At 49.5% G+C, this 15,076-nt stretch carries 14 protein-coding genes; 7 read left to right on the top strand and 7 right to left on the bottom strand.

Features of this window, described 5'->3' with window-relative positions:
* Positions 1-17 precede the first annotated feature (17 nt).
* Entirely contained in the window at positions 18-191 is a 174-nt protein-coding gene (locus tag NSMM_RS16440) for a hypothetical protein (protein ID WP_245654718.1), read from the bottom strand.
* Here NSMM_RS16440 and NSMM_RS07100 point away from each other — a divergent pair.
* Together NSMM_RS07100 and NSMM_RS07095 are read left to right on the top strand one after the other, a co-directional pair.
* Entirely contained in the window at positions 190-1,311 is a 1,122-nt protein-coding gene (locus NSMM_RS07100; protein WP_245654717.1) for a ChaN family lipoprotein, read from the top strand. The genes NSMM_RS16440 and NSMM_RS07100 overlap by 2 nt on opposite strands.
* Complete coding sequence (locus NSMM_RS07095; protein WP_090286034.1) at positions 1,308-3,386, top strand: M1 family metallopeptidase; 2,079 nt, start codon at positions 1,308-1,310, stop codon at positions 3,384-3,386. The genes NSMM_RS07100 and NSMM_RS07095 overlap by 4 nt, the downstream gene beginning before the upstream one ends.
* A gap of 6 nt (positions 3,387-3,392) precedes the next feature.
* Here NSMM_RS07095 and NSMM_RS07090 read toward each other — a convergent pair whose 3' ends face one another.
* The 3 genes from NSMM_RS07090 to NSMM_RS07080 all read right to left on the bottom strand — a co-directional run bounded on the left by NSMM_RS07090 (position 3,393) and on the right by NSMM_RS07080 (position 6,853).
* On the bottom strand, positions 3,393-4,772 hold the full coding sequence (locus NSMM_RS07090; RefSeq protein ID WP_090286032.1) for a sigma 54-interacting transcriptional regulator: 1,380 nt from the start codon (positions 4,770-4,772) through the stop codon (positions 3,393-3,395).
* The gene (locus NSMM_RS07085; RefSeq protein ID WP_143001888.1) at positions 4,765-5,241 is read right to left on the bottom strand and encodes a hypothetical protein; all 477 of its coding nucleotides are present in this window, start codon (positions 5,239-5,241) and stop codon (positions 4,765-4,767) included. The genes NSMM_RS07090 and NSMM_RS07085 overlap by 8 nt, the downstream gene beginning before the upstream one ends.
* 91 nt (positions 5,242-5,332) lie before the next feature.
* On the bottom strand, positions 5,333-6,853 hold the full coding sequence (locus NSMM_RS07080) for a sensor histidine kinase (RefSeq protein WP_090286028.1): 1,521 nt from the start codon (positions 6,851-6,853) through the stop codon (positions 5,333-5,335).
* Between the two features lie 181 nt (positions 6,854-7,034).
* Here NSMM_RS07080 and NSMM_RS07075 point away from each other — a divergent pair, with 181 nt between their 5' ends.
* The 3 genes from NSMM_RS07075 to NSMM_RS07065 are packed head-to-tail and all read left to right on the top strand — an operon-like array spanning position 7,035 to position 9,585.
* A complete protein-coding gene (locus tag NSMM_RS07075; protein WP_090286026.1) occupies positions 7,035-7,637 on the top strand; it encodes an aminodeoxychorismate/anthranilate synthase component II in 603 nt (200 codons plus the stop codon).
* Positions 7,634-8,656 carry an anthranilate phosphoribosyltransferase gene (gene trpD, locus NSMM_RS07070; protein WP_090286024.1) on the top strand — a complete coding sequence of 341 codons (1,023 nt, stop codon included), beginning with the start codon at positions 7,634-7,636 and terminating at the stop codon, positions 8,654-8,656. The genes NSMM_RS07075 and trpD overlap by 4 nt, the downstream gene beginning before the upstream one ends.
* Positions 8,657-8,664: 8 nt before the next feature.
* Positions 8,665-9,585, top strand: a complete 921-nt coding sequence (locus tag NSMM_RS07065) for an indole-3-glycerol phosphate synthase TrpC (RefSeq protein ID WP_090286023.1) — start codon at positions 8,665-8,667, stop codon at positions 9,583-9,585.
* A 5-nt stretch (positions 9,586-9,590) separates the two neighbouring features.
* On the opposite strand, the gene rfbA is transcribed toward NSMM_RS07065, so the two are convergent.
* Positions 9,591-10,478 carry a glucose-1-phosphate thymidylyltransferase RfbA gene (gene rfbA / locus NSMM_RS07060; protein WP_090286318.1) on the bottom strand — a complete coding sequence of 296 codons (888 nt, stop codon included), beginning with the start codon at positions 10,476-10,478 and terminating at the stop codon, positions 9,591-9,593.
* A 165-nt stretch (positions 10,479-10,643) separates the two neighbouring features.
* On the opposite strand from rfbA, the gene NSMM_RS07055 reads away from it, so the two are divergent.
* Positions 10,644-12,320 carry an ATP-binding cassette domain-containing protein gene (locus NSMM_RS07055; protein WP_090286021.1) on the top strand — a complete coding sequence of 559 codons (1,677 nt, stop codon included), beginning with the start codon at positions 10,644-10,646 and terminating at the stop codon, positions 12,318-12,320.
* Between the two features lie 282 nt (positions 12,321-12,602).
* The gene (locus tag NSMM_RS07050; RefSeq protein ID WP_090286020.1) at positions 12,603-13,343 is read left to right on the top strand and encodes a PEP-CTERM sorting domain-containing protein; all 741 of its coding nucleotides are present in this window, start codon (positions 12,603-12,605) and stop codon (positions 13,341-13,343) included.
* 38 nt (positions 13,344-13,381) lie between these two features.
* On the opposite strand, the gene NSMM_RS07045 is transcribed toward NSMM_RS07050, so the two are convergent.
* Together NSMM_RS07045 and purE are read right to left on the bottom strand one after the other, a co-directional pair.
* On the bottom strand, positions 13,382-14,545 hold the full coding sequence (locus tag NSMM_RS07045) for a 5-(carboxyamino)imidazole ribonucleotide synthase (protein ID WP_090286016.1): 1,164 nt from the start codon (positions 14,543-14,545) through the stop codon (positions 13,382-13,384).
* The gene (purE, locus tag NSMM_RS07040) at positions 14,542-15,009 is read right to left on the bottom strand and encodes a 5-(carboxyamino)imidazole ribonucleotide mutase (RefSeq protein WP_090286316.1); all 468 of its coding nucleotides are present in this window, start codon (positions 15,007-15,009) and stop codon (positions 14,542-14,544) included. Before purE ends, NSMM_RS07045 begins: the two co-directional genes overlap by 4 nt.
* Between the last annotated feature and the right edge of the window lie 67 nt (positions 15,010-15,076).

Genomic DNA, 15,076 nt, shown 5'->3' with positions numbered 1-15,076 from the left:
GGGTGATGGCATCCATGCTAATTCAACAGGATAACAATAATGATCGAACGCAGCATTCGCAGAAACCGGATAGCACACATGGCTATCTTCGCCACCTTCATCACCTGCACATTGATCAACCCATCATTAGGCGCACAGATCTCACCACCACACAAACCCGTATCTACCAGCAAGGCGATATCGCCACCCATGACTGAATGCGTCAAAGTGGGCACATGGACGGTGCCAGGCTCAGGAATCCGCTCCTTTCCTGAAATTATCGCTGCAGCCGCAAAGCAATCGGTTGTACTGCTTGGTGAAACGCACATCAATCGCGAACACCATCGCTGGCAACTGCAAACGCTGGTAGCATTGTATGCAGTACATCCCAACATGATCATCGGTTTCGAGATGTTTCCGCGCCGGGTACAGGCTGTGCTGGATCGTTGGGTTGCAGGCGAGCTGACGGAAACCGAATTTCTTGCGCAATCCGATTGGCACACGGTCTGGAACAGCGATGCCAGTCTCTATATGCCGCTATTCCATTTTGCACGCATGAACCGTATTCCGATGCGTGCACTCAATATTGATAACCGTCTGCGCAAACGGGCATCAGAAAAAGGATTCAATTCCATTCCCGAACATGAACGTGAAGGCGTGACCCGGCCAGCACCGCCCAGTGCCGCCTATCTTGATTTTCTCCTGCCAATTTATGCCCAGCATGAGCGCCCCGGCAAGAGCAACCAGAAAGTTACACGCTCGGATCCAGATTTCCTGCGTTTCGTGGTCAGTCAGCAATTGTGGGACCGGGCGATGGCACAGGCCATCCATGCCGCTCTGGACAACGACACATCGGGCGCCCTCCCCCTGGTCGTCGGGATTATGGGAACCGGGCATATTCTGCAAGGATTTGGTGTGCCACATCAGCTCAATGATCTGGGAGTAACCAGAATTGCTTCGCTGTTGCCATGGGACACGAATAAATCGTGCAAGCAACTGGTTCCCGATTATGCAGATGCGGTTTTCGGACTGGATCCATTCGTCGCGGAAACGGCTGTCCCGTCACGTCAACGGCTAGGTATTCGTTTCGAATTCAGTCAAGCTGCAAATGGCGCATTGGTACTGCAGATCGAACCAAACAGTATTGCCGAGGCCACTGGATTGCTGGACGGCGATATCATCACCGAAATAGCCGGAATCCTGGTCCAGAAAAGCAGCGATCTTACCGATGCCGTCAAACATCAGGCACCCGGCACCTGGCTGCCGTTGAAAGTCAAGCGAGACGGTTTAATGATTGAACTAGTAGCCAAATTCCCACCCTTGGGAAAATGAACAAACCAGCCGGATTCGTCATGTTCCACGGGAAATCTACTGCCGCCTGGCTGTATTTGATCATGCTGCTTAGTCTGCCCCTACAGGCAGCGACCGATATCCATTACGCCATCACGGTCGCAATCGACCCATCATCACGCATGCTCAGAGGCGAAAGCCAGATTACGCTACCATCCGCCGGTGAATTCGAACTGGTGCTTAGCCGTCGCTTTACCGTCAGCCATCTGCAGGCAAATGGCGTCCGGGTAATGCGACAGGCGGCCCAACCAGGCGGTGTTCAGTCGTGGCGTGTCATAACCACGGCTGTCGAAAAAAATGGACTGCCGCAGATCATACTACACTGGCAAGGAGAATTGGCGGAGCTTGATCAGAGTCTCGATCATGCACAAACCCTGGGACGACCTATTCCAGTCAGTAGTAATGCTGGCACGTTTCTTCCCAATTCTTCCGCGTGGTATCCCGCTATTTCCGGTGCACTCGCCAGCTATAAAGTCGAGCTTTCCCTGCCGTTTGGCCAACGTGGACTGGTGGCCGGAAAACTGGTGCAGGAATCTGAATCCGAAACAGATGGTTACCAGGCCAGATTCACGTTTGACTATCCATCAGATGGCATTGACCTGATGGCAGGGCCGTATCGGATCCGTCACGACAAGATACAAAGTACGGCCGTTTCCAAGGAAATTCAGCTCCGCACCTACTTTTATTCCGAAATCGATGATCTGGCATCCGGTTATCTGGATTCCGTCAAGCAATACATCTCTTTCTATGAGAAATGGATTGGTGAATATCCTTTTACCGAATTCAGCGTGGTAGCCAGTCCGACTCCTACCGGCTTCGGCATGCCAACGCTGACTTATCTGGGTGTAAGTGTCCTCAAACTGCCCTTTATTCGCGCAACATCCCTAGGGCACGAAGTGTTGCATAACTGGTGGGGAAACGGTGTCTACGCTGATTATTCCCGTGGCAACTGGTCGGAAGGCCTGACGACTTTCATGGCAGATTATACTTACAAGGTACAACAGGGCAGCGTAGCTGCGCGTGAGATGCGTCTGGACTGGTTGCGTGATTTCACTGCCCTCGCCCCCGGCCAGGATCAGCCGCTGCTCGCCTTCACTTCCCGTACCCATGGTGCCTCCAAGATTGTCGGTTACAACAAGGCAGCCATGTTTTTTCTAATGCTGCGTGACTGGTTGGGGGAGTCGGTCTTTGATGAAGCTATTCGTACGTTATGGCATGAGCGACGCTTTCGCATCACTGCGTGGCAGGATATCCAGCAGATTTTTGAACAGGTGGCCGATCGCTCACTTGACGCTTATTTCAAACAGTGGCTAACTCGAACGGGTGCGCCACAGATCAGCGTTACGCAAGCACTCAGCAACCCAACCAGCGATGGCCGATACAGATTAGCTGTTGTGCTGACACAATCTGGGGATGTCTATCAACTGCGCGTGCCTTTGCTAATGCGTAATTGCTCCGGTAATGAGGAAAAGCTATATGCCGATTTGCAATCCAGACAACAGACCTTCGAATGGATACTGTCATCACCACCCGATGAGATAGTACTCGATCCGGATTTTCAGCTGTTCCGACTGCTCGCCGCTGAAGAAGCAGTTCCTATCCTAAGAGAAGGCATGGTCAATCAGTCAGCGAGAACCCTGCTTCTATTTCAGCCAGACTCTGAAAGCCATCGCATTGCATTCACTCTGGTCAGCAACCTGCAGGGGAGAAAACCCCTGCAGGTTAACAAGAATATCGACTTTCACCAGACACCTCTGGTAGTAGTGGGTCTGACCCATCAGGTGGATGACTGGCTGGCCCAGCGCAACCTGCCAGCTATGCCGCAAACCATTCAGGATGAAAAAGCTACTGCATATGTATGGACAATACGCTCGTCCGATGGGGCGATTATAACGATCCTGTCGGCACGGGACAATGATTCGCTACTGGCATTGGGCCGCTCACTACCGCACTATGGCCGCCAGAGCTACCTGGTATATGATAGCGCGACTGTTATTGGAAAAGGTGTCTGGCCAGCACAACCACCAGCTGTCAAGGTGAAGGCGAATAGAAGTTGATTCTGGTCAGGCATTGACTTGTTGTGATTTGTACAGCGAATAATCGAGCTGATGTCGGTTCAGTAACTTGTAGAATTCAGTACGGTTACGCTTGGCGAGCTTGGCGGCCTGCGTGACATTGCCGGAAGTTATTTTCAGCAGCCTGACCAGATACTCCCGTTCAAACTGTTTACGCGCCTGCTCGAACGAAGATATCTGAGTTTCATCCTTATGTATGGCGTCACGTACCAGTTCTTCAGAAATAATGGGAATCGTGCTCATGACTACGCTCTGTTCGATCACGTTCATCAACTGCCGGATATTGCCAGGCCAGGGAGATGTCAGCAAGAAATTGGTTGCTTCAGGGGAAAGTGCATTGATACTTTTCTGATGTTTCTGTGCAAATACCCGTAAAAAATAATTGGCCAGTAACGGGATATCTTCCTGGCGCTGTGCAAGCGACGGAATGGTCAGACCGACCACGAACAACCGGTAAAACAGGTCTTCCCGGAAGTTTCCTGTTGCTATTTCTGCCCTAAGGTCTTTATGCGTAGCGGATATCACACGCACATCAATCGAAATATCCTCGTTTGAACCAACTGGCCGAATCGTTCTTTCCTGCAGGGCACGCAGCAGTTTCACCTGAAGCAGCAAGGGCATATCACCGATTTCATCCAGAAAAATACTGCCACCTTCGGCTAGCTGAAAAAGACCGGCATGGTCTCTGACCGCGCCGGTAAATGCCCCTTTGACATGCCCGAATAACTCTGATTCCAGCAGATATTCCGGAATAGCGGCACAGTTGATTGTAACAAACGGCTGATCATGGCGATTTGACCCCTGATGTATGGCGCGCGCAAACAGTTCCTTGCCAACCCCACTTTCACCATGCAACAGCACGCTGGCATCCTTCTGCGCAACCAGTTCAACTTTGACCAGCAGATCTTCCATGATCGCGCTTTGCGTGACGATGTTGCTTTTCCAGTCATTACCCCGGCTATTTGTGGCAGATGGCTGCACGCCTGACGTAACTCCCGAGGATAGCGTCATTGCACGCTCAATCTGGCTCAACAGGATTTTGGGATCATAAGGCTTGGTGAGGTAACCAAAAATTCCTCGCTGTACGGCTGCGACGGCATCGGGAATGGTACCAAAAGCAGTCAAAATAATAACCGGCAGGGTTGGAGTCGTTCGATGAATCTGTTCAAACAACGCCATGCCATCCATTTCTTTCATTTGAATATCGCTGATCACGAGATGAGGGCGAGTGATGTCCAGGTGATTCAATGCAGCTTCGGCACTGGCTGCTGTGGTTATATGATACCCGGATGATTTTAGCCGCATGGATAACAGCTCCAGCAAATCGGTATCATCATCTACCAGAAGAATTTTTTTAGCGTTACTCATTATCAGTTGCGTCGGATCCATTTCTACGGATAAGGTTTCTCTCAATATTTTTAATTGCGTCAATCCGTTGCTTTAGCAAATTAATTTCTGTGCGACTGGCATTCAATTGCATGGATAACTGTTGCACCTCCTTTCTCGCAGCAATCTTCTGCTGTAATACAGCATCCAGTATATTGGAGAAGGCCAACAGATCAGGAGGAAGTTCATGGCCATTCTTAGTCTGCTCCAACTGCACAGCCGCCGCCTCCGTATCAAAATATTTTGTGTCGGCCTGCAACAGCAGCATGAGAAACATAAGCTGTTCAAGGGGCTCAGCACTGTCACGATAGTAGCTACTAGCATAGTTATATTCCCAGGCAAGCTCAAGAGCAGTTTTATTCTGTAGCCGAGAGAAATAACTCATCAGATCCTGCAGGTGAGTTGGTGATTCTATGATCTTTGGTGCTGATGACTGTATTTTCGGTTCCATCAGACTACATCCTGAAAACGACATGATCAGCAGGAACAGGAATAGTCGCATAAAATTATATAAAATTCTGACAGTTATTGAAACAAACATATTAAATTGGCAGAGTTAACCGGAAATTTGCACCGGGGCTGTCAGCCTGAGTGAGTTCGATATTACCGCCATGCTCAAGCGCGTACTCCCTGGAAATGGCCAGTCCGAGACCGGTTCCCCTGACGTGATGATGTGGCGGGTTGTGGCCTTGGTAAAATGGCTCAAAAATTTTGATGCGATCGACTTCTTTCACGCCGGAACCCGAATCGCAGACATCTATCTGAACCTCGCGCTTCAAGCAGATAGCTGAAATTTTTATCTGACCATTATCCGGTGTAAATTTCACAGCGTTGGACAAAAGATTATCGAGAATTACATCCAGCTTTTGTTTGTCGCATTCTAGCGACAATTCTGGGCAACGCAAATAAATTTTAATTTGCTTGCGTAAAATGGGCAGGCTATGCGCCCGAATAGCAGCAACAATAAATTCCTTAAGACCAACGGATTGTTTGACAAGCTTGGCCACATTTCCTTGCAGGGCGCTAAAGCTTAGCAGATCTTCAATCTTCCGCTGCAATTGCAGACTATTTCCATGCAGAATATTCGCAATACGCGACTGCTGCTCGTTAAGGCTGCCGGGAACTCCCTCAACCAGCAGGCAAGATCCTTCCCGAATCGAGGTCAGTGGTGTTTTAAGCTCATGCGAGACGTGTCGAAAAAACTGCATCTTCTGCTCCTCCAATTTGAGCAGTCTAAGCCTTAACCAATCGAGGCGTTCACCGAGATAGGCCAGGTTTCTGGGTCCATTTACTCGAACAGGAAGTGTCAGTTTTCCCTGACCCATTAGTGCAATGGCTTGATCAATCTGACGTACCGGCCGAGCAATAATGACCGAGAAGACCAGTGCGAGAAAAATCACTAATGGCACTAGAATCATTAACTCCGATTCCACCAGCGCCCGGGTTTCTGAAGCAATATCATTAATACGTCGGGCGCTTTGTTCAATCAACTGGAAATTGTTTGTCGAAAATTTTTGCGCAAGCACCAGTAAGTCAGCAAATTGCTGAGGAAGTACCTGTAAAATCTGTGGCTGTTCATTGAGTGCTAGCACCTGGTTGAAAATTCCATTTTCCAGCAACCTTATCTTCTCCAGCAAAAGATACTGTTTTTCATGACTGGCGATATCAAGCATACGCTTAACTATCACCTCAAATTTGTTGTGTCCCAGCAGATAGCCTTCCAGTAGCGTGGTGTCATCCAATGCAAGCGCCTGCTGTACACTCCGCTCCATTACTTTGATTTCGTCGATCAGGATACGGTTGCCGTGGGTAATCTCGGTCGCCCGATAGACGGCAATGCTGCTCAGTTTCGACAGTTGATCAATACGGGTTGCACTATAGACAAGCGCAATAATCAACGGAATGGCTACAAAAGCAAACCCGATAAGCACTAATCCCAGAAAGGATTTTGGCTTGAATCTGCTTTTACGTGATTTACATGGCTTGGCGGAATCACTGATAACCGCGTCACCCTGATCATCAGGTTCTATTTTTCGAGCTGTTGCAGAATGATTTGTACCCATGGATATCATTGATTAATTTAGTAGATAACCTACGACCTGCTATGAGTTTTTATAGATACCCATATAAACATGGTCGATAATGCTAATCTTACCGCTCAGAATTTACCGCATATTAGCCATGAGCGTTTATACTTAACAACGTTATTATGACCGTATATTAATTAAACGAACGCTTTCCAGCATGCTGTTGATGATCGACAATTACGACTCGTTTACTTACAACCTGGTGCAATATTTTGGTGAACTGGGCGAAGAGGTAACAGTAGCACGCAACGACGAGATTTCCTTGGATCAGATTTCGCAACTGGCACCTGCCGGTATCGTTATCTCACCTGGCCCCTGTACACCCAATGAAGCCGGTATTTCTCTTCAACTAATCCATCGTTATGGCGGCAACATCCCCTTGCTTGGCGTTTGCCTGGGACATCAAAGTATCGGACAGGCTTTTAGCGGTCATATTGTAAAAGCCAAACAAGTCATGCATGGCAAAGTATCACCGATTTTCCATGGAGATTCCGGAGTATTTTACGGCTTGCCCAATCCATTCATGGCCACCCGGTATCATTCTCTAGTCATTGAGCGCGAAAGTCTGCCGGACTGTCTGGAAGTAACGGCCTGGACAGAAACAGGCGAGATCATGGGGGTGCGTCACCGCACGCTGGCAATCGAAGGTGTGCAGTTTCACCCTGAGTCGATCCTGAGTGAGCACGGTCATCAACTGCTCAGGAACTTCCTGCATCTGCCACACATCGATCATCCAGCCAAAGCACGGTTAAGCGCGTGACGCCACAAGCTATTCTGGCACAAATTCTCGAACATCGGGAAATTGCGCATGACGACATGACCCGACTGATGCATGGCATCATGGGGGGAGAAATCTCGCCGACCATGACTGCTGCACTGATTGCAGGTCTGCGGGTCAAGCGTGAAACAATCGGGGAAATCACTGCAGCAGCGCAAGTCATGCGCGAACTGGCCGTGCCCATTCACGTAACGGATACCACACATCTGCTTGACACCTGCGGTACCGGTGGTGATAGCACCAGCACGTTCAACATCTCGACTGCCACCGCTTTCGTGGCGGCGGCAGCGGGAGCGCGGGTTGCCAAGCATGGAGGCCGGTCGGTTTCAAGCAAGGCGGGTAGCGCAGATGTGCTGGAAACCATGGGAATCAATCTCGCACAAACTCCACAACAAATTGAATGTTCGATTAATGAAATCGGCATCGGTTTCATGTTTGCCCCCAATTTCCACCACGCAATGAAGCATGCTGCCCCCGTGCGGCGTGCGCTGGGAGTTCGCACCCTGTTCAATCTGCTGGGACCACTGACTAATCCCGCCAGGGCGAACAATCAATTACTGGGAGTTTTTCATGTCGAACTGACGACAGTATTGGCACACGTTTTAAAACGACTCGGAAGTCATCGCGCCATGGTAGTACATGGCAGTGATGGACTGGACGAGATCACCTTATCCGGCCCCACCCACATAGCCGAGCTACGTGCAGGAAAAATTCACGAATATACCCTGCAACCAGAAGATTTCGACCTGCCCTGTGCGACCATTGAGATCCTGCAAGTAACCGGCCCGGCCGATGCTGCGGCAAAACTATTGTCTGTGCTGGAAAACCAACCCGGACCTGCGCGTGATATTGTGCTTCTCAATGCTGGTGCAGCAATTTATGTTGCTGGAGTTGCTGAGTCGATCGCAGCAGGGATCGAATTGGCACGCAAGGCACTTGCCAGTGGCGCCGCCAGAGAAAAATGGCAAGCATTGATCGAGTTTTCCAATCAAATTAAATAGAACGCGCCATGTCTGCAATTCTTGACCGTATTCTAACGGTAAAAAAACAGGAAATTACCGCCGCCAGCCAGCGTAAACCGTTGCAGGCAATTCAACAGGAAATTACCCAGACCGCACCGGTCAGGGATTTTGTTCAGGCCATCCGTGACAAAATCACGCAACGAAAAATAGCAATCATTGCCGAAATCAAACGCGCAAGCCCAAGCAAGGGCCTGCTACGTGGTACTGCAACCGTACCACCGGCCCCACTTCCTGAAACAACAGATTCGCTTCGGAAGACTGCCATACCCGCTGATTTTGATCCGGACAAGATTGCTGCCAGTTACGCCAATCATGGCGCAGTCTGTTTGTCGGTATTGACCGATGAGCAATTTTTCAGGGGTAGCGCAGATTTTTTGCAGCAGGCTCGGGCAGCATGTGATCTGCCGATTCTGCGCAAGGATTTCATCCTTGATGAATATCAGGTCTATGAAGCCCGTGCAATGGGCGCAGATTGTATCCTGCTGATCGTTGCAGCCTTTCACTCTCCTGTTTTTACTGATGATCCGATCATCAACCAGGGCGATAGTACGCTCACACGTATGAAGAAACTGGAATCTATCGCCCATGATCTAGGTATGGCGGTTCTGGTGGAAGTGCATGACAAAAATGAGCTCGATCTAGCACTGCAACTCAAGACCCCCCTCATCGGAATCAATAACCGCAATCTGCGTACGTTTGAAACCAGACTCGACATCACCTGGGAATTGGCAAGACATATTCCGGCAGATCGCATCATTATCACTGAAAGTGGTATCGTATCGAAAAATGATATCGCGACCATGCAAACGCACAACATTCATACCTTCCTGATTGGTGAAACATTTATGCGCGCGCCAGATCCTGGTATTGCGCTCAGCGAGCTATGTGCGGTTGGCAATCAGTCATAATGCTTTTAGGACGCTTCTAAAATTTTCATTAAATACTGACCATAGCCATTTTTTGCCAGAGGTTGCGCCAGTTTTTGCAGTTGTGCCTCGTCTATCCAGCCCTTGCGGTAAGCAATTTCTTCCGGGCAGGCAATCTTGAGTCCTTGCCGATGTTCGATGGTTGCGACAAACTGACTCGCATCCAGCAAGGATTCATGGGTGCCGGTATCCAGCCAAGCATAGCCCCGCCCCATGATTTCTACATTGAGCATCTCTCTTTCCAGATATAACTGATTCAGATCGGTGATTTCCAGTTCATTACGCACCGAGGGTTTAAGCGTGCTGGCCAGATCAACCACCTGCTGATCATAAAAATACAAACCCGTCACCGCATAATTGGATTTTGGCTGTTTGGGTTTTTCCTCCAGATCGATCGCTTTACCAGCAGAATCAAATTCCACCACGCCATAGCGTTCGGGATCATGCACATGATAAGCAAATACGCTGGCGCCCTGTATGCGCTGCATGGCACTCTTCAGCAGGCGCTCAAAATCATGCCCATAGAATATGTTATCTCCGAGAATAAGTGCGCTTGGGTCGTTCGCGATGAAAGGCGCGCCAATGATAAACGCCTGTGCCAGACCATCCGGTGAGGGTTGCACGGCATAGGACAGATTCATCCCCCACTGCTCTCCTCCTCCCAGCAAGCCAGTAAATCGCGGCGTATCCTCGGGTGTCGAAATGATCAGAATATCGCGAATGCCCGCGAGCATGAGTGTGCTCAACGGGTAATACACCATCGGTTTATCAAACACAGGCAATAACTGTTTGGAAACCGCCTGCGTCACAGGATAAAGACGTGTGCCGGATCCCCCGGCGAGAATGATTCCTTTCCGACGGACTAAGTTGTACATTGAATTTTTCGCCGTTACTGAAATTGTGGACATGCACGCTCCATGATAACTGTGCCAATCGACTATGAGCAGCGTGAAAGTGCGATATTAAATGCATTTCCGGTCGGATGTCGAGCTGCTATAGTTATAGTAAATGGCGTTCGCTTATAAAATTTTTGCTTGTATATGACAAACAGACCATCATTTTCTCAACCCACTTCTTTTCGATCGAATCTGCTGCAATGGCTCAGGGAATCAGAAACCCCTTACTGGCAATTCCTGTCAATTGTATTCTTCAGCGCCAGTGTTACTGCGATCAGCATCACTTTGATACCACTGGTTATCGGACAGCTATCAACCCACGTGTTACCCGGTGGTAATCGTCTTTTTTTGCATGAACTGCCCCTGTTGCTGGCGATATTATTGTTAACCAGTATCACAGCCAATTACGCGGGGAATTATACGCTGCATCGCCTGCAAGGACAGTTTGCCTTGATTTTGCGCGACCGACTGCTGGCACAGCTGGTAGGCACCACACCCAACTGTACCGACATATCCAGCGAATGGATAAAATTACGTTATTTCGGTACGGTAGATAGTTTGCTCAACTATCTCATTCGCCTGATTAACAGCCTTTCCCGGGACTTGCTGACTGTGATCGGACTGGTAGCAGTTTTACTTTATATGAATCAGGAATTGGCACTACTGACATTAGTGGTGTTAGCGGTCGCTCTGCTGACCCAGTCATTATTCAGCACGGATACGGCATCTCAGACCCTGTCTGATAAAACACAAAATGAGATTACCAACCTAATTCAGAATGTGATCGCATACCAGCACCTGATTCGACTTGACCACGGGTGTTTGCAAGAAAGACTGAATATTTACAATATACTTGATCAGCAACAACGCATCTCTCTGAGACAGACTGGCCATTCTATGCTGACTGGTATGCTGGCACAGCTGTTTCTGATCGGCCTGATGACCGCGTTACTTTATTTCTGGCTGCAACAGATGACTCTCGGTAAATTTATGCCTGGCGAAATGCCTGCCTTTATTGCCGCGCTACTGATACTAACCCTACCGTTGAAACGATTGCTGGCGATCAAGCGTTTGTTAGTAGACAGTCATCAGTCTTATCAGCCTATCGCCGCGATATTAAGCATCCCACACGCACCAGCCAAGGCAACCAGCAATGATCTATCTGCCAACAGAATCAGACGGCTCCAAGGCTCAGTTTATTTCGAAAACGTCCATTTTTACTGTAATGCCAGTCAGTCACGATTAGCCTCGTGCCCAGATTTTTCCCTGATACCTGGCGAAATTCTCGCCATCACTAATTTTACCTCCGACTCGGCTCAAATCCTCGCATCTCTGGTGTGTGGTTTCGTATCGCCTATCACTGGTAAAGTCATGCTGGACAAGCAGAATGCTGTCGATATTGATCAGCTGGTACGCCAAGCCAGTATTGCGTGGTTATCGCCGGATAGAATGCTTTTAAGCGATACGGTTGCCGCCAATATCGCCTATGGAATGAAACGTTGCAGCGTGGAAACCGAAATTACCCGTGCAGCTCATGCCAGCCATGCAACCGAATTTATTCGCGAATTACCGCGCGGACATGAAACCATACTGGACACCGGGATAACGCTGACGGCCAGTGAGCGGCAACGGCTACTGATTGCCCGCGCCCTTCTGAAAAACCCAGCTATTGTCATCATTGACGAAAGCATTGTCCAATTTGATCTGAATGATCCACTATTGCAGCAGGCACTGCTGGCACTAACCAGAAAACGTACCACCCTGATTCTATCTACCCAGCCGCCCCTGCTCAATCTTGCTGAAAACAGCATCACACTGTAACCCTCAGCAGCAGCTCTTCCTCAAAAATTTTGTTTCACTCCTTGATTATCGTTGCTGGGCAAGCAACGTCGATCTCTCTTACACCACATCACACCAAAAACAACACATAAGCATAACTAGCTGTAGATAAATAATAATTATTTGTGGCACGCTAATTGCTTTTATATAGACGCTGGCTTCTGATGCATACAGATAGAAGCTCAACCGCCACATCTGGCAAAGCAGAAGAGATGAAAACGCAGCAAAGCTGACAATTAATAAATAACAGATGAGGAATATGAAATGAAAAAACTACTAGTCATAAGCGCACTGGTTGCGGTTGCAGGTTTGGCAGGCAGCAGTTATGCCACACCAGTATCCTGGGGTCTGGGATCCCCATCGGGAACATGCACTTCCGGCGTAGGTAACGAGTGCACATTCACCAGCGCCGGCAAAACACTCAAAGCACGCGCTTATGCAACCAACGATAATCCCGGTCTTGGTCTGTTTGTCAAAGCCGCCATCAACCAGTATTCCGGCGGGCTGGGTGTCAAAAGCCCGAGCGAATCATCCGGTTCTCCCCAGCATGCAGTCGATAACAGCGGTAAAGATGAACTGATCGTTTTTGAATTCAGTAATACTGATTACCTGTTTACTGGTTTCCAGATCGGCTGGAGGCAAAATGATGCCGATATCCGCGCCTGGATTGGTGGCGATGCCCTCGGCGCTGGTTATAACTTTTTTGGAACAAAATTCTCTGACCTTGGCAGCCTGGGTTTTACCGCTTTCGATTTTCTGAATGTACCTGTCAATACCACACAGAATTTTGGTGCAAATGGCATGGCGGGGCGTTATCTGATTCTCGCTGCCGCACCTGTCAATCTCGGGTATGACAATAAAAATGACTATTTCAAGATCAGTCAGATCAGCGGTGACGATCGCCCGAAACCACCAGTAGAAGTTCCTGAACCGGGCACGCTGGCGTTACTCGGAATTGCTCTGGCTGGTTTGGGTATCGGCAGGGCACGTCCATTCCGTCTGTAACCGGATCACATCCCACTCTGGAATAAAGCTAAAGAGCTTTATTCCAGAGTGGGAAAGCTGAAAGACTGCTCTTCCGCAGTCAATGCTTGTTTAATGCTCAGCGCCAGTACCAAGGCCTCGTTTACAGTATCGGCCAATACCGTAAAATGCCCCATTTTTCTACCGGGGCGAGCCTCCTGCTTGCCGTACAGATGTAACTTTGCGACCGGATGATTAAATATCAAACGCCAATCAGGCGCACAATTTTCTCTCCATAGATCCCCGAGCAGATTAACCATGACGGCGGGCCGCATCAGACTGGCGTTGCCCAGAGGCAGGCCACACAGGACTCGTACCTGTTGCTCGAACTGGGAAGTGATGCAGGTATCAAGCGAGAAATGGCCGCTATTATGGGGACGAGGAGCAATTTCATTGATCAGGAGCTGGGCATTCTCAAGCAGGAAGAATTCGATACACAATATGCCGACGTAATCCAGCCGGATAGCAATTTGCCTGGCAATTTCGCGCGCTTGCACGGCAATCGCCTCTTCGATACCTGCTGGGACAATGCTGACATCAAGAATACCGTTTGTGTGCCGGTTTTCGGCAATGGGAAAGCAAACTATCTGCTGATCTCGTCCCCTGGCAAGAATAACCGATATTTCTCGTACCAGAGACACCTTTTTTTCCAGCACACAACACCTGTTGTTCATGGAAATCAGGGCGTCGTGAAGTTTATCAGCACTCTCGACGAACACCTGTCCTTTGCCATCGTAACCGAAGCGGCTATTTTTAAGGATGCCGGGGAACAGGGTGGGATCAATTGCAGGCGTCAGTGGATGCTGTCCATCCAGAATCAGGTAAGGCGCCAGCGCGAAACCATTGTGGGTAAGAAACTGCTTTTCCTGAATCCGGTCCTGTGCAATGGCAACGCTGTCCGCATCCGGACTGACCGGACAGAATTTCGATAAGTAGCGCAGGGTATCTGCCGGCACGTTTTCAAATTCGGTGGTAACACCCGCGCAGGTCGATCCCAGCTCATCCAGCGCCATAAAATCCAGGTAATCGGCACACAGGTGCCGCTCGGCGACACGCCCAGCCGGACTATCCGGCGCCGGATCAAGCACGGTGACTGCATAGCCCATCGACTGGGCTGCCATGACGAACATCCTGCCCAGTTGGCCACCACCAAGGATGCCAAGCGTTGCACCCGGCTTGATCATGTTTCCTGTGGGAGTGTCATGGCCGCGACGCTGTCAGCCTGATCCTGGCGAAACTGATCGAGCCGTTGTGCGAGCAGGCGATCTTCAATGGATAACAACGCTATGGCAAATAGTGCGGCATTGGCTGCGCCTGCTTCACCGATAGCAAAGGTAGCAACCGGTATGCCTTTTGGCATCTGCACGATAGAAAGCAGGGAATCGATGCCCTGCAGATGACGTGAGGTAACCGGCACACCCAATACCGGCAGCGTAGTCTTGGCCGCGAGCATGCCGGGCAGATGAGCAGCTCCGCCTGCACCGGCAATGATACATTTCAGACCGCGAGCGTACGCTGTTTGCGCATAATCAAACATTTTATCGGGAGTGCGATGGGCGGAGATAATCAGGTTTTCGTACGACACATCGAAATCTCTGAGTATACTTGCAGCATGCTGCATCACGTTCCAGTCGCTGCTGCTTCCCATTACAATACCGACATCGGCCTGGAGATGATTCACTTCGTGTCCTTCAAACAAATATATCAACGAGGTT

The sequence above is a fragment of the Nitrosomonas mobilis genome, assembly GCF_900103035.1.
Classification (GTDB): Bacteria; Pseudomonadota; Gammaproteobacteria; order Burkholderiales; family Nitrosomonadaceae; genus Nitrosomonas; species Nitrosomonas mobilis.
The sequence above is the reverse complement of the archived record's forward strand: the minus strand, read 5'-3'. Positions and strand labels throughout refer to the sequence as shown.

Excerpts from the sequence above, each read along its gene's own strand:
- NSMM_RS07075 (WP_090286026.1), top strand. The coding sequence starts at position 7,035 with ATGCTGTTGATGATCGACAATTACGACTCGTTTACTTACAACCTGGTG.
- NSMM_RS07085 (WP_143001888.1), bottom strand. The coding sequence starts at position 5,241 with ATGGAACCGAAAATACAGTCATCAGCACCAAAGATCATAGAATCACCA.
- NSMM_RS07080 (WP_090286028.1), bottom strand. The coding sequence starts at position 6,853 with ATGGGTACAAATCATTCTGCAACAGCTCGAAAAATAGAACCTGATGAT.
- NSMM_RS07045 (WP_090286016.1), bottom strand. The coding sequence starts at position 14,545 with ATGATCAAGCCGGGTGCAACGCTTGGCATCCTTGGTGGTGGCCAACTG.
- purE (WP_090286316.1), bottom strand. The coding sequence starts at position 15,009 with ATGGGAAGCAGCAGCGACTGGAACGTGATGCAGCATGCTGCAAGTATA.
- NSMM_RS07090 (WP_090286032.1), bottom strand. The coding sequence starts at position 4,772 with ATGAGTAACGCTAAAAAAATTCTTCTGGTAGATGATGATACCGATTTG.
- NSMM_RS07100 (WP_245654717.1), top strand. The coding sequence starts at position 190 with ATGACTGAATGCGTCAAAGTGGGCACATGGACGGTGCCAGGCTCAGGA.
- NSMM_RS07050 (WP_090286020.1), top strand. The coding sequence starts at position 12,603 with ATGAAAAAACTACTAGTCATAAGCGCACTGGTTGCGGTTGCAGGTTTG.
- NSMM_RS16440 (WP_245654718.1), bottom strand. The coding sequence starts at position 191 with ATGGGTGGCGATATCGCCTTGCTGGTAGATACGGGTTTGTGTGGTGGT.
- NSMM_RS07055 (WP_090286021.1), top strand. The coding sequence starts at position 10,644 with ATGACAAACAGACCATCATTTTCTCAACCCACTTCTTTTCGATCGAAT.
- NSMM_RS07065 (WP_090286023.1), top strand. The coding sequence starts at position 8,665 with ATGTCTGCAATTCTTGACCGTATTCTAACGGTAAAAAAACAGGAAATT.
- rfbA (WP_090286318.1), bottom strand. The coding sequence starts at position 10,478 with ATGTACAACTTAGTCCGTCGGAAAGGAATCATTCTCGCCGGGGGATCC.
- NSMM_RS07095 (WP_090286034.1), top strand. The coding sequence starts at position 1,308 with ATGAACAAACCAGCCGGATTCGTCATGTTCCACGGGAAATCTACTGCC.